A 14,703-nucleotide genomic window follows, 5' to 3' on the forward strand; every position below is an offset into this window, starting at 1 on the left:
ATAGATAACAATTATCAAGATTATTTACCGAGTATAGACATCAGCTCATTCCATTCTCTTTTACCAATGCCACTTTCTTCTCTCGTAACATTTTCTCCTTTTATTAGCTTGCGAATTATTTCAAGACCAGTTTTTGAAATGCAGGCTGATTTTAGCGAGTATTCAACAAAAGCATTATAGGCCAGCGGAACCCATTTCTTCACTATGTCCAACATAACTTCTGCATAGACTCTAATTTCATATTGGGCGTGCTGATCAGCTCTAAGCCTTAAAAAGTGAAGAAGGTTGTGTAAATCTATTTTCCAATAAAACTGAGTATAGTAATTAAGTGTTAGATTAGTTCGGGCAATTTCCCTTGCAAGGCCCTGTTCAATAAATTTCTCATAATGAGAATATACTAAATTAGAATCATTTATTAGAGAATCTATTATTTCTTTTGAAGTACTTGAGTCAAAAGCTTCACCGCTGCCTTGTTTATTATTATCAGATTGTTTTGCAACCTGTTCTGGTATATAAAATTCATTATCAAGTATCGAATACCTTCCGGAATATTCATTCACATTTGCAGTTCTATGTCTTATCCACTGTCTTGCAATAAAAATTGGAAGTTTCACGTGAAACTTAATTTCACACATTTCAAATGGAGTTGTATGATGATTTCTCATCAAATATTTTATAAGCGCCTCATCTTGATTTATCTGTTTCGTTCCCTTTCCATAAGAAACGCGAGCAGCTTGAACTATGGCGCTATCAGAGCCCATATAATCAATGACTCGAACAAATCCATGATCTAACACCTTATGTTCTTCGTATAGAATTTTATCTATCTCTTTTACTGTAGTTCGCTTAGTTGTCTCATTCATAATATATTCTCAAGATGAAACATAGATATCAGCTCCACATGAATTGAGTTTTTCGTGCATTGCCTCATATCCTCTCCATAAATGATGTGAGTTATTTATTGTAGTTTCTCCTGTAGCTACCAAAGAAGCGAGAATTAAAGCTGCTGTTGACCTTAAGTCATTAGCATATAGATTAGCTCCAGATAAGCTCTTTATTCCACTTATAGTAGCCTTACTTTTTTCAATGCTGATATTAGCGCCTAATTTTCTTAGCTCATTTGCATGTGCAAATCTACTTTCAAAAATGTTCTCTTCAATGATTGATATTCCATCTGCAATGCACATTGCAGACATTAGTTGTGGTTGCATATCACTGGGAAAGTTGGGATATGGATTTGTTGCAACGTGAGCAGATTTAATAGAGCCATTTTTTCTAGAAATAATAATACCATCATCATGTAACTCAACTCTGGCTCCTATAGTCTTCAATTCATTTGCAATACATTCTATATCAGACAAACTTACTCCTTCTAACTTTAGCTCGCCGTCGGTAATGATAGCAGCCAAAGCATAAGTACCGGCCTCTATGCGATCTGGTATTATTTTATGCTCACACCCATTTAATGCTTCAACACCTTCTATTGTGATTTTTGTATTATTAACTTCAATATTGGCACCCATAATCTTCAGAAACTCTATTAAATCAAGAACTTCCGGCTCGATTGCAGCATTGTTTATTGTTGTTACTCCCTCTGCAAGTGTTGCTGCCATGATTATGTTTTCTGTTGCGCCAACACTTACTTTTTCAAATGTTATTTCTTTGCCTTGCAATTTTCCCTTTGTTGTTGCAGTTATATTACAGCTATCAATTTCAATTTTAGCTCCTATTGCTTCAAGTGCCTTGATATGAATGTCAACAGGACGTTTTCCAATATTACATCCACCAGGAAATACTGTTGAAACTCTACCAAATCTGCTGAGCATTGGACCTAGCATTAAAAAAGATGCTCGCAGTCTGCTTGCAATTTCATGTGATATTAAATGGTTATTGATATTGCTACAGTCAATTTCCAAAGTATGATTTGCTTTATAGTCTTTATTGCATATAAAATTTACTTCTGCACCAAGACTCTTAAGCAGCTCAGACATCAAATGCACGTCAATTAAATCAGGTACGTTATGCAAAGTTATTGAAGAATTACTAAACAAGCTTGCCGCCATTATTGGCAAGACGGCATTCTTTGAACCATTAATCTTGATTTTTCCAATCAAGGGCTTATGGTTACTTCTTACTAATATTTTATGCATTTAATCAAGCGATAGAACTTATCAAGTAAGTATAATAGGTTAGCGGTAAAAGGCAAAATTTTGCTTTTTCTTCTTCTGTCAAGCACTGGCCTTGCGGTGCTTCAAATCAAGATGTCTGTATATTTTAGTCACAAGCAATCTCAATAGCATAATTAACTACACCTTTCCAAAGATGAGTGATGCATTAGTTCCACCAAAACCAAATGAATTAGAAAGTGCATATTGAATTTTATGCTCTTGAGCTTTAAGTGGTACAAAATTTAAATCACACTCTTCTGAAGGTTTGTATAGGTTTAAAGTTGGTGGAACAATTCCATTGTTTAATGCAAGGATACTAAATATTGCTTCAACACTTCCTGCGGCACCAAGTAAATGTCCTATAGAAGATTTAGTCGAGGAAACAGGTATTTTATAGGCATAGTCACCGAATAACTGCTTTATTGCTATTACTTCAACTTTATCCCCAAGTGTTGTTGAAGTCCCATGTGCATTGATATACCCAATTTGACTTGGGCTTACTTGTGCACTCCTTAAAGCAAGTTCCATTGCCTTAAGTGCGCCTCTTCCTTCTGGATGTGGTGCTGTGATGTGGTGCGCATCTCCTGTGAGTCCATATCCAGTGAGTTCTGCATATATTTTTGCTTCCCTTTTTTTTGCATGTTCATATTCTTCCAGAACTAATATACCTGCCCCTTCGCCCATGACAAATCCATCACGTTCTTCGTCCCATGGCCTTGAGGCCTCTTCAGGCTTATCATTGAATTTAGTTGATAGCGCCTTCATAGATGCAAAACCTGCAATTCCAACTCTGCATAACGCACTTTCTGCTCCACCTGCAATCATAATATCAGCTTCACCGAGTTTTATAGCTCTTGCTGAGTTTATAATCGCATGCGCACCTGTTGCACATGCAGTTACCGCTGAGTCATTTGGACCTATAAATTCGTATTTAATAGAAATATGACCAGATATCAAATTTATTAGACTTGCAGGAACAAAAAATGGGCTAACACGTCTAGGCCCCTTCTCCTGCATGGTAATTACATTTTCCTGAATTGATGTAAGACCACCTATACCAGAACCAATAGCTACACCTATTCGCTCTTTATTAATATTTTTATTTTCCAAAATTAGTGAATCTTCTACTGCCTGAACAGCTGCTGCAATTCCGTAGTGAATAAAACGATCTGTTCTTTTTAGGTCTTTTTCAGAAATATAATCTAGCGGATTAAAACAGCTTTCAGCGCTGTAGGATACCTGTCCTGCAACCCTGCAAGCAAGATCAGAAGAGTTGAACCTATCTGTACTGATTGCTTTTATGCAAGATTTACCTTCTTTCAGCTTTAACCAGGTGTTATTAACATCTGCTGCTAGTGGAGTAATTAAGCCAACACCGGTAACTACTACTCTTCTGCTCATTCAATATCAATTGTTTACTTTTTTTACTATATATTCAACTATCTGTTCCATAGTTTCCATTTTTTGTGCATCTTCATCAGGAATCTCTATACCAAATTCTTCTTCAGCTGCCATGATTATTTCAACTGCATCTAAACTATCTGTGCCATGGTCTGAAAGCTTTGAAGAACTACTAAATCCCTCTACATCCTTACTGATGTGCTCTAGTATAATCTTCTTTACTTTTTCTTCTATATCTTCTCTAGTGCTTTTTGCCAATTCGTTCATTTCTTACTAAAAAATAACCTATTCTCTGATGTTATAAGAAATTTTGATGTTTGCAATAGCTTTTATGATTATATAAACTATTAAAAACTTCCTATCTCTTAGCACTCGATAGTTAATAAATTTAAAAATGCTAGACGAAACAACAAAAAATTTGCTTGTTGTAGAAGTGAATAAGCTCTTACCTGAAAATAGCGAGAATAAACTTATATCAGCTATGCGTTATGTGCTTCTTGCTCCTGCAAAACATATACGTTCTTTTTTAGTTATAGCATCTTCTTTAGTTATAGCATCTTCATCGATATTCAACATAAAGGTTGAAAAAGCAATAACATCAGCAGCAGCAATTGAATTTATTCATGCTTACTCCCTCATTCACGATGATCTGCCATGTATGGATAACAGTGACACCCGCAGAGGCCAGCCAAGCTGCCACAAAAAATTTGGTGAAGCAACAGCAGTACTGGCCGGAGATGCATTACTTACCCTGGCTTTTGAGGTATTATCTTTGTTAAATTGTGAGATCATAAAAGTGCTCTCTCAAGCAATAGGAATGAAGGGAATGGTGGGAGGGCAGATTTTAGATATAGGTGCAGATTTTGACAAAATAAAAGAAATTCATTTGATGAAAACTGCAAAACTATTTGCAGCTTCATGTGAAATAGGGGCTATAATAGGAGGCGCTACAGACAAGGAGCGGGAAGCATTATATAACTATGGAATAAATCTAGGGCTTATTTTTCAAGCCAAGGATGATATCGAAGATTATGAGCAAGATAAAACAAACAATTTAATGTCCGTGCTTGGAAAAAATGAAATGGAAAACTATATAGATAGTCTCTTTAAACAGGCCTCAGATAATTTAAGTACGCTTTCAGGGAATACTAGTGACTTATATGATTTATTGAATCAAGTAAAAAAAGATGGTTAGAAAAATTATATTACAAATGTTTATCTCTGTAGTAATGATTCTCACTTTAGCTTCTGCTTTTATAATTACGATTGTTTATATAAACAAAGATAAACCAGAGAAAAGGGAAAAGCTTTACGAAATAAATGCTACACATGGTGGTTTGACACAGATGATAGCAAGTTATTTGGTCAGGCCGATACTTGAATCAGCTCTTGATCGTTATATTGAAAAGCATGGGTTAGCAGAATATTTAGAAGAAATAACACAGCAAAAAGAAGAAGAGATGATAAACTTTTATGAAATTACTGAAGGTAGTGGCAGTAAAGTTTTCTGTGGCCAAGAAGTTCTGCTACAAATGTACAAAGTCTCCAACAACCTAGCAACGCTACTTCCGACTGATGTCAATTTGAAAATAGGTCAGGATTACTTAAAAGAAGTGAGTTTAGGGGTAATAGGTATGAAAGAAGGTGGAGAGCGTGTAGTTACTATTGCTGCTGATGACAACAAAATGAGTTTTAACTCTTATTACATCAAACTGATTGAAGTAAAAGATAAATATCCCGATTCAGTAAATAACCTGATGATTTTTAATGACTTAATTAACAAAACTGGAAAGCGAGTAAAATGTGGCGATGAGATATCAGTTCAATATAGCATAAAGAGACATAATGGTGAGTATATAATCAAAGATCAAATAGTACAGTTTAAGGTTGGTGACAAAAAAATACCACTTGCTATAGAACTTGGAGTTGTGGGAATGAGAGCTGGTAATAAAAGAACAGTTCTTTCTCCACCTGATCTTTTAACTGGTATATTAATAAAAGAAATAGATTTTGATGAAGAAAATATCTCAATAATTGATTTAAGCTTGAATTCTACTATTGAAAAATAGCTTAAAGAATTACGAAGTAAGAAAAAATAAAACCTCTTGAATGCTCTATATTACTTAAAGTAGGCTTCATCTAAAGTATAAATTTAGATAAATCAAGCTGCTTTGAAATTGACTCTAGTTTATCTCTTACATATTTGCTATCTATAACAAATTTTTCACTATTTTTTTCAGAAGCGATAAAACTTATTTCATCCAAAAGCTTCTCCATGACAGTATGAAGTCTTCTTGCACCTATATTTTCCACTTCTCTATTAACTGTAAATGCTATTTCAGCTATAGTCTCTATACCATCATCAGTAAACTCAAGTGTTACATTTTCCGTTTTCATTAACGCTATATACTGTTTTAACAAACTAGATTCTGGTTCCTTTAATATTTTTATTAGATCCTCTTGAGTAAGCGCCTTAAGTTCCACTCTAATTGGCAATCTACCCTGTAATTCTGGTAAAAGATCAGATGGCTTAGATAAATGAAAGGCACCAGATGCAATAAATAATATATAGTCTGTTTTTACGGGGCCATACTTAGTTGAAACAGTTGTTCCCTCAAGTAATGGTAACAGATCGCGCTGCACTCCTTCTCTGTTGACTTCACCTTTTATTTCTGTACGTGCTGCAATTTTATCTATTTCATCTAAAAACACTATGCCTTCATTGCTAACAAGATCAATCGCTTCTTTGATTATCTTGTCTTCATCCATTAACCTTTCGCTTTCTTCATTAATCAATATTTCACGTGCTTCTTTCACTTTAACTGTAATAGTTTTTGTTTTTTTGCTCCCATTAAACATCTTGCCCACGATTTCTGTTACGTTCATCACACCAATTTGCCCAACTGGCATGCCAGGTATATCAAAAGTGGGTAACATACCCTTGCTCTCCCTGACGTTAATAGAAACTTCTCCATCTTCAAATTCCTTATTTCTCAGTCTTTCTCTGAAAACTTTTTTGCTTTCCTCGGTTGCATCTTCACCAACCATGGAGTTGACTATTATCTTTTCAGCCAAACCTAAAGCTTTTTTAGTTAAGGCTTTACGTGCTTTTTCCTTAACTAAAACTATTGCTGCATCAACTAAATCACGTATTATCGAGTCAACATCACGTCCAACATATCCTATTTCAGTAAATTTCGTTGCTTCAACTTTTATAAAAGGTGCACCAGCAAGCTTTGCTAAACGGCGAGCTATTTCAGTTTTACCAACTCCCGTATGGCCTATCATGAGTATATTCTTAGGTATAATCTCTTCACGTAGTGAAAGTGGGACTTTATTTCGACGCCAACGATTTCTGAGTGCAATAGCAACAGCGCGCTTTGCGTCATTCTGCCCGATTATAAATCTATCCAACTCTTTAACTATCTTCTGTGGTGGTAGATCATCTAATAAAGCTTGTGAGCTTTGGATGCTGCTACTTTCTATACCTTCATTTTCACAGAGGCCGTTTTTTTTATTGCAGTCATCATTATTATCAGATTGACCTACTACAGGTTGACCAGAAGAATTGGTACACAAAGTTCTTGACATATTACTCCTTTATTTTTTCAATAATTAGATTATGGTTTGTATAAACACATATATCGGCAGCTATCTTCATAGCCTTTTTTGCAATCTCCTCTATTGATATTCCTTCAACGTCAATCAAAGCTTTTGCTGCAGATAAAGCAAAATTTCCTCCAGAGCCAATGGCTGCAATGCCATCTTCAGGTTCAAGAACATCACCCGTTCCTGTAATGACCAATGAAATGGACTTGTCTGCCACGATCATCATAGCTTCTAATTTTCTTAGATATTTATCAATTCTCCAGTCTTTTGCAAGTTCAACACATGCCCTCATTAACTGTCCTGGGTGCTTATCAAGTTTAGATTCTAGCCTTTCGAAGAGAGTAAATGCATCAGCTGTTGCTCCAGCAAAACCGGCAATTACGGAATCACCAGAAAGACGCCTAACTTTTTTTGCTCCAGATTTTATAACGGTATGGCCTAGCGAGACTTGCCCATCACCTATTACTACTACATTTTTGTCTCTTCTAATTGATAGTATAGTAGTACCATACATTTTACTGCTGTCGTGATGAATCATTTTTTTGTTATTTTAATTCGTTATATTATATTAAGATTATAACTTATAATATAGTACTTTTCTTATAACATTTAAAGTGTAGATGCAAAACATAATTCGCCCAGATTTGGAAAAAAGTATAAATAATTGGTTTGAGGCAAAATTTAACGGCCTTACATTGCCATTTTATAGCTCTATAGATCTTAGAAACTCCAGCTACAAAATTGCCCCAGTGGACGCTAATTTATTTCCTGCAGGGTTCAACAATCTAAGTGAGACATCAAGAGCAACAGCAGCAAAACTAATAAAAAGTTATTTTGAAACAAAACAATATAAAAAGACTCTTATAATACCGGAGAATTACACACGAAATAAAATGTATATAGAAAACGTATTTGTTATAGATAAAGTACTGCAACTCGCAGGTTTTGAAACTAGAATTGGCCTCTTTCATAATGAAACGTACAATTTAATAGAACAGTATGAAACTGTTGTGAAAGAAAACTCTTTGCTGAAGACAACTTCAGGATTTGTGCCTGATGTTATTATACTGAACCGTGATATGACTAGCCACATTCCAGACACACTAGAAAACGTAAAACAAGAGATAGTGCCAAGTCCATTATATGGCTGGCACAGTAGGCAGAAATTTCAATATTTTGAAATCTATCAAAAATTAGTGTCCGAATTTTGTGGCGAATTTAAAATGGATCCATGGCTTATTTCTGTGCTTACAGAAAGCTGTAATGGAGTTGACTTTAATGATGATTCATCACTAGGAGCAGTAGCGACTAAAGTTGACCAAATATTATCTCTAGTGCAAAAAAAATATGAGGAATATGAAATAAAAACACAACCTTACGTTTTTATCAAAGCAAGCAATGGCACATATGGAATGGGCATTATAACAGCAACAAGTGGAAAGGAAATATTAAATCTCAATAAAAAAAAGCGTCATAAAATGAAAAAGATAAAAGAAGGAATAGCAATCAATAGTGTTATTATACAAGAAGGTGTACCAACTATTGACATATTTAAAAGTAGTTCTGCAGAACCGCTAATATACTATATAGGAGATACTCCAACATGTTACTTATACCGATGTAATAGCAGGAAAGATGTATATTCTAGCTTGAATTCCACTGACTGTGAATTTTATGACATCAGCCAAGGTAATAAAACTCTGCCACTTTGGAATATTGTTAGTAAATTAGCAGTGCTAGCATTGGCAGTGGAAATCAGGTCTTTTCATCTCTAATCTACTTCCACAGTAGTGCTATTGTGACGATCATGGTGAGCTTCATCAAGTCCAGTAGAAGGATCAGTACCATTATTAGGTTGATTGACAAACTTATCGATGTTTGATACTAGATATGCTATACTTAGTATCAAGCTAACCGTAACAGTTAAGTTGAAATTATAGATTATACCACCACCCAAATCTATTGGTATGGTTGAAATTTCCATTCTTTTTAAGATGAAGCTTAACAAGCCCAATGACAAAGCGAATGTGCTAAAAATAACGTCTTTACCATATTTAGCAGACTTTTCAGAATCCTTATTATTTAGATACTTCTTCCATGTATAATAACAGTTTATGCATTCTGAAAATAGAAATAGAACTGCTGATGTTAAGCTAATATAACTTATTATATCTTTATTGTTCCCAGCTAGGAAATGAATGATTTTCGTCTGCATCAATATTCCTATGACACAGTTTGCCAAGAAGGCTGAGTTACCTATCACCTGTATTGGTTTTTCAGGTTCATTTTCCTCTTTACCATTCTGAAGTTTTTTAGATTTATATCCAGATAAATTGAGACCAAAATGAAGAGTAAGTATTATTGATGTTGGTAGTTTTATGAACTTAGAAATATCTAATACAGTGCAAATATTTGATCTGTTGTTGTCAATAAAATCGCAACAAAATTGCAATGAAATTTTACACAATATTCCTGTTAAACCTATTGCAATACAATACATCTTTCTAATATCATGATTATGAACATCATGTATACTTTGTATAAATGTATTTGGTTTACCTTTTGGCATAAGTAGATAATAAATTTTTAATATTATACTATAAAAATCTAAAAAGAAAAGTGCTATAAATCAGTACTTTGAGGGTGATCTAAACATAAATCGGCCAAGCACTTGATAAATAAGAGATCAGTACTGAGAGTTGGTACGCGAAAGTAATATCCGTCTTTGATAATTGCTTTATACTCTATATCAAGTTCAACCAGTGTTTCAGAATGCTCAGAAACAAAAGATATAGGTGATAAAACTACAGGTATATTATCGTCTTTCGCGCGTGATAGCTCACTTTCAGTGCTAGGCTCCAACCATTTTACAGGGCCAACCTTACTCTGATAACATATTCCCCAATCAAGATCTTCAATATTCAATTTTTTTACTATTAATTTTACTGTTTTTTCTATCTGTGAAGCGTAAGGATCGCCTTTTTTAATGATACTAAGAGGTAAGCTATGAGCCGAGAATAGGACTCTTGGCTTACCGATTTTGCTAGCTAATTTATAATATTTAGACGTCAGATTAACATGAGCTTCAATAAAGTCTTCATTGTCATAATAATGGTGAATTGTTTTTGTGTTACATTCCAGTTTGGCATTTTTTTGCCAATTCTCTATGGATGATAGAGTTGTGGTGGTTGAATATTGCGGATATAGTGGTAACAGAATGATTTCGTCAGGGTTGAATTGCTTTACGCTTTTAACAACTTCATCAGCAAATGGATGCCAATAACGCATGCAGATGAATATCTTATACACATGGTTTCCATCTTCATTTAATTTTAGTTCTAAAGCATCAGCTTGTGCTTTTGTATTCTCCAAAATTGGAGACTTACCTCCAATGTGCTCGTATATTTCTTGTGCAGTATTTTCTCGCCTTTTGGAGATAAACTTTGCTAAAAGAAAGCGGAAAGGATTGGGTAGATTGACTATTCTTTTATCATAAAAGAGATTAAATAAAAAAAGACGAACTGCACTCAGTGAATCAGGCCCGCCTAGGTTAAATAAGATTACTGCCTTCTTCACTTACAACACCCTGCTTCAGGTTTGCCTATAAAATTAGCTACACACTCATCAAGTTTAGTTACAGGCACTAAATTTCCCACACTAGCATACAATAGATAGCCAGATCTCTTCACGTTACTCTGTGTAGATGCAAAGCTTCTATCGAAAACCACATCAACACAAAAACTTGGCACTGCTTCAAGAAGTTCAACAGCAGCTAAAAATAACATTATACAACTTTGCAGGACCTTCAGGGGAAAAAGTAAAACTTTAACGAAAAGAGAGTTGCTACTTGTTTCATCCAGTAGTCGCCCTGAGTTAGGCGAATTATACTCGGTGTGTTTTCTATTTTGATCAAAGATAGGAAATTTTATAGTATCCTTCTTAAATCCCTTGTCTATTTCTTCTCTACTATGATCGGTGATCTTTTCTAGTAACTTCTCACGCAAATGCCAAGTTCTTACAACAAAACATGTTGCAATCATCAATGCAGCACATGTAAGTGCACACTCCTTAAGACTTATACTATCTATCATAGGTAATGCAAGACAAACAAATGGCACTATGATAGCCATTTCAAAAAATGGAATGGTGTTTCTTTTTATTGCAAAAACAGCACCTTCTTTTAATTTTGTATTACGATGTGCACTGTACTCTAACCAGCTCAAAGATGCCAAGCTGAAAGTTAAAAACCCTTTTGTTCCACAAAAAATTGATGATGTCAGGTTGTTGATCAACTTTTTAGTAGTAGACGCAGGATCAATTTGTTTGTTATTTTTTTCACTACAACACCCCATACAATACCTCCTTGGTGGTTTATTTTTAACTATAAATAAAAAATCTCTTTGATGGAACAAAAATTCGCAATAAAGTAAATATACGATCTTAATATAAGGAAATAATATGGCAATTGAGAGAACACTTTCAATATTAAAACCTGATGCAGTAAAAAATAATATTACAGGCAGTATAAATTCTTACATTGAAAAATCTGGACTAAAAATTATAGCACAAAGAATGATGCTGCTGACAAAAAAACAAGCAGAGCTGTTTTATGAAATTCATAAGGATAGGCCTTTTTTTGGAGAATTAGTGGAATTTATGACTTCTGGGTCTGTGATAGTTCAAGTTTTAATCGGTGAAAATGCAGTCAGTAAATACAGACAAATCATGGGTGCTACAGATCCAAAGCAGGCAGATAAAGGTACAATTAGGGGTGATTTTGCTGATGATATTAGTGAAAATAGAGTGCATGGTTCTGATAGTCTAGAGAATGCTCATAGAGAAATAGCTTTCTTTTTTGCTGAATGTGAATTGGTGTAGTTTTACTTTTTTACATATTAAATTTCTGAATTTTATGTTGAACTGTATAATATTAGCCCAATTTTTAGTTTAAGCAATATTAAGGAAAAGCTTTCTAATACATAGTATAGATAATATTTAAATGGGTCATGTTGTTAATGCTTATAATAGATCTGAAGCTTCTATAGTTAGAGGAGAAGGAGTATATCTCTTCGATAAGGATGGTAAAAAATATTTAGATTTTGCTGCAGGAATTTCTACAACCTCTCTAGGGCATTGTCATCCATACATTACAGATAAACTGAAGGAACAACTGGATTCATTGTGGCACTGCTCTAATATTTTTACTATTCCCCAGCAGGAAAGGCTTGCTCAGCGTTTAACAGAACTTACCTTTGCCGATAAAGTTTTTTTCTGCTCAAGTGGACTTGAAGCAACAGAAGCTGCAATTAAATTTATTCGCCGTTATTTTTACTTAAATGGACAAGAAAAGCGCAATCGAATTATTACAATTGAAGGAGGTTTTCATGGCCGCAGTATTGCTGCAATTTCTGCTGGAGCAAATGAAAAATCACGCGAAGGCTTTGCTCCGCTACTTTCTGGTTTTGATAAAGTTCCAAGAAATAACATTGAAGCATTAGAAAAGAAAATCAATAGCGAAACAGCTGCCATATTTTTAGAGCCCATACAAAGTGAAGGCGGAGTACATCCATTGGACGTAGAGTATCTTCAAAAAGTAAGAGAGATAACAAAAGCTCAAGGAATAATTTTATGCTTTGATGAAGTGCAATGCGGATATGGACGGATTGGCTCTCTATTTTACTATCAAAATATAGGAGTTGAACCTGATATGCTCACTTGTGCGAAGGCTATGGGTAATGGATTTCCTCTGGCTGCATGTTTAGTAAAAGATTATATAGCAGAAGCAATCACTCCAGGAACTCATGGGTCAACTTATGGAGGTAATCCACTTGCTATGACTGTTGGTAATGCAGTACTCGATGTAATGCTAAAGGAAGGCTTTTTTGACCATGTTAAGAAGGTCAGTAAATATCTAAAAGAAAAGTTGTTGCCTTTGACTGAAGAATTTCCGAAGATCGTTTCAGAAGTTCGTGGGGAGGGTTTATTGATAGGTATAGAGCTTAGAGTGCCTTTGGCTGATAAAATTGTTAAACAATCTCTTGACAAAGGCTTAATAATGACTAAAATTTTAAATAATAGGGTAATAAGAATAACTCCTCCACTTGTTGTTGAGAATATGCATGTGAATGAAGTGTGTGATATATTTCATGATTTATTTTTTTATATTAAAGATATATAGACTTGCAAATGCTTCTTACAACATATAAAATCAACTCTGTTTCTATATCGCAATAACATCATACTTTAATGGATTGGTTATTGATTTCAGTATTGTCAGCAATTTTCTTCTTGTTGATTTTATCGTTTTTGTTTTCAGGATCAGAAATAGGGTTAACTTCAATTAGCCGCTCCCGAGTTAATAAACTAAAGCTAGATGGAAATAAAAGAGCTAAGATAATAGACCGCTTATTGAATACAAAAGAATTAACAATAGGAACAATACTACTGTGCAATACAATTATTAACATTACTTGTTCCGCTTTATTTACAGCAATATTTATAAATTTCTTTGAAAGTGAGGGCATCTTTTTCTCAACAGCTATGATGACGTTTTGTATTTTGCTGTTTTGCGAGGTGTTACCAAAAACTTACGCCATGCAAAATCCTGAAAAATTTACATTACTTTCTACTTATTTTATGCTGTTTTTTGTCAAGATTCTTTCTCCATTGACATTAGGCATTCAGTTTATTGTCAATCTCATTCTGAAGTTATGTGGGCTTCATAAGAATAGGGAGGTAATATCTGCAGCAGATGCAATGCGTAATATGATTACTCTTCATCGCAGTGAAGGAACTATGTTACAACAGGATTTAGATATGCTAAGTAGTATACTTGATTTGGCTGAGACGGAGATATCGCAAATTATTACCCACAGGAGAAACTTATTTTCTCTTGATATAGATCGAAACAAAGAAGAGTTAATAAAAGAGATTTTGACTAGTAGTCATAGTAGGGTACCTTTATGGCAAAAAGAACCAGATAACGTTGTCGGAGTGGTTCACGTAAAAAATCTAATAAATGCCTTACGTGAAAAGGGTGATAAAATAGATATTACCCAAGTTATGTCAAAGCCTTGGTTTATACCAGAAAGTACACCGCTTAGTGTGCAACTTCACAACTTTCGTAAAAATAGGAAACACCTTGCATTTGTTATTGATGAGTACGGAGCCCTTCAGGGAATTGTTACTCTTGAGGACATACTGGAAGAAATAGTTGGAGAAATTGCGGATGAACATGATTTTATCACAGAGAATTTTATAAAAAAGATATCCGATAATATGTATCACATAGAAGGAAAATCTACTATTAGGGATATTAATAGACAGTTACATTGGGATCTTCCTGATGAAGAAGCTACAACTCTAGCAGGTATGATTGTAAATGAGATAGAGCGCATTCCTGAAGAAAATGAAGAGTTTTCCATGTACGGTTTTTACTTTAAGATTTTAAAAAAAGATAAAAATATTATTACTATGATTGAAGTACAAGTAAAAACTGATAATACTGTAGTAGCAATTAATTAGT

Annotated in this window: 15 protein-coding genes; 6 read left to right on the plus strand and 9 right to left on the minus strand. The window is 34.3% G+C overall.

The window, feature by feature from the left end; all coding sequences use genetic code 11:
• Positions 1-20 precede the first annotated feature (20 nt).
• From thyX to acpP, 4 genes are all read right to left on the minus strand, one after another.
• Positions 21-863 (minus strand): FAD-dependent thymidylate synthase, encoded by an 843-nt coding sequence (gene thyX / locus AAE962_RS01790; protein WP_343289332.1) that lies wholly within the window; start codon positions 861-863, stop codon positions 21-23.
• Positions 864-872: 9 nt separating this feature from the next.
• On the minus strand, positions 873-2,150 hold the full coding sequence (murA, locus tag AAE962_RS01795; protein WP_343289333.1) for a UDP-N-acetylglucosamine 1-carboxyvinyltransferase: 1,278 nt from the start codon (positions 2,148-2,150) through the stop codon (positions 873-875).
• Positions 2,151-2,306: 156 nt separating this feature from the next.
• Complete coding sequence (gene fabF, locus AAE962_RS01800; RefSeq protein ID WP_343289334.1) at positions 2,307-3,569, minus strand: beta-ketoacyl-ACP synthase II; 1,263 nt, start codon at positions 3,567-3,569, stop codon at positions 2,307-2,309.
• Between the two features lie 6 nt (positions 3,570-3,575).
• Positions 3,576-3,836 carry an acyl carrier protein gene (acpP, locus tag AAE962_RS01805; protein ID WP_343289335.1) on the minus strand — a complete coding sequence of 87 codons (261 nt, stop codon included), beginning with the start codon at positions 3,834-3,836 and terminating at the stop codon, positions 3,576-3,578.
• A 127-nt stretch (positions 3,837-3,963) separates the two neighbouring features.
• On the opposite strand from acpP, the gene AAE962_RS01810 reads away from it, so the two are divergent.
• Both AAE962_RS01810 and AAE962_RS01815 read left to right on the plus strand, forming a co-directional pair.
• Positions 3,964-4,764, plus strand: a complete 801-nt coding sequence (locus AAE962_RS01810; protein WP_343289336.1) for a polyprenyl synthetase family protein — start codon at positions 3,964-3,966, stop codon at positions 4,762-4,764.
• A complete protein-coding gene (locus AAE962_RS01815; protein ID WP_007302172.1) occupies positions 4,757-5,638 on the plus strand; it encodes an FKBP-type peptidyl-prolyl cis-trans isomerase in 882 nt (293 codons plus the stop codon). The genes AAE962_RS01810 and AAE962_RS01815 overlap by 8 nt, the downstream gene beginning before the upstream one ends.
• A gap of 70 nt (positions 5,639-5,708) precedes the next feature.
• Here AAE962_RS01815 and hslU read toward each other — a convergent pair whose 3' ends face one another.
• Together hslU and hslV are read right to left on the minus strand one after the other, a co-directional pair.
• Positions 5,709-7,160, minus strand: coding sequence for an ATP-dependent protease ATPase subunit HslU (gene hslU, locus AAE962_RS01820; RefSeq protein WP_343289337.1), 1,452 nt, complete (start codon positions 7,158-7,160; stop codon positions 5,709-5,711).
• Between the two features lies 1 nt (position 7,161).
• Positions 7,162-7,716: an ATP-dependent protease subunit HslV gene (gene hslV / locus AAE962_RS01825; RefSeq protein WP_343289338.1), complete on the minus strand. Its 555-nt coding sequence runs from the start codon at positions 7,714-7,716 to the stop codon at positions 7,162-7,164.
• Between the two features lie 82 nt (positions 7,717-7,798).
• Here hslV and gshA point away from each other — a divergent pair, with 82 nt between their 5' ends.
• On the plus strand, positions 7,799-8,953 hold the full coding sequence (gshA, locus tag AAE962_RS01830; RefSeq protein WP_343289339.1) for a glutamate--cysteine ligase: 1,155 nt from the start codon (positions 7,799-7,801) through the stop codon (positions 8,951-8,953).
• On the opposite strand, the gene AAE962_RS01835 is transcribed toward gshA, so the two are convergent.
• From AAE962_RS01835 to AAE962_RS01845, 3 genes are read right to left on the minus strand one after another with little or no spacing between them, the layout of a single operon-like run.
• On the minus strand, positions 8,950-9,747 hold the full coding sequence (locus AAE962_RS01835; protein ID WP_343289340.1) for a hypothetical protein: 798 nt from the start codon (positions 9,745-9,747) through the stop codon (positions 8,950-8,952). The genes gshA and AAE962_RS01835 overlap by 4 nt on opposite strands.
• A gap of 53 nt (positions 9,748-9,800) precedes the next feature.
• Positions 9,801-10,754: a ferrochelatase gene (gene hemH, locus AAE962_RS01840; RefSeq protein WP_343289341.1), complete on the minus strand. Its 954-nt coding sequence runs from the start codon at positions 10,752-10,754 to the stop codon at positions 9,801-9,803.
• Positions 10,751-11,530, minus strand: a complete 780-nt coding sequence (locus AAE962_RS01845; RefSeq protein WP_343289342.1) for a hypothetical protein — start codon at positions 11,528-11,530, stop codon at positions 10,751-10,753. Before AAE962_RS01845 ends, hemH begins: the two co-directional genes overlap by 4 nt.
• A gap of 106 nt (positions 11,531-11,636) precedes the next feature.
• Here AAE962_RS01845 and ndk point away from each other — a divergent pair, with 106 nt between their 5' ends.
• The 3 genes from ndk (at position 11,637) to AAE962_RS01860 (ending at position 14,702) form a co-directional block, all read left to right on the plus strand.
• Entirely contained in the window at positions 11,637-12,056 is a 420-nt protein-coding gene (ndk, locus tag AAE962_RS01850; RefSeq protein WP_343289343.1) for a nucleoside-diphosphate kinase, read from the plus strand.
• A 121-nt stretch (positions 12,057-12,177) separates the two neighbouring features.
• The gene (locus AAE962_RS01855) at positions 12,178-13,356 is read left to right on the plus strand and encodes an aspartate aminotransferase family protein (protein WP_343289344.1); all 1,179 of its coding nucleotides are present in this window, start codon (positions 12,178-12,180) and stop codon (positions 13,354-13,356) included.
• Between the two features lie 68 nt (positions 13,357-13,424).
• Positions 13,425-14,702: an HlyC/CorC family transporter gene (locus AAE962_RS01860; protein WP_343289345.1), complete on the plus strand. Its 1,278-nt coding sequence runs from the start codon at positions 13,425-13,427 to the stop codon at positions 14,700-14,702.
• Position 14,703: the final 1 nt, after the last annotated feature.

The organism is Wolbachia endosymbiont of Encarsia formosa (genome assembly GCF_039540065.1).
In the GTDB taxonomy this organism is placed as follows: Bacteria; Pseudomonadota; Alphaproteobacteria; order Rickettsiales; family Anaplasmataceae; genus Wolbachia.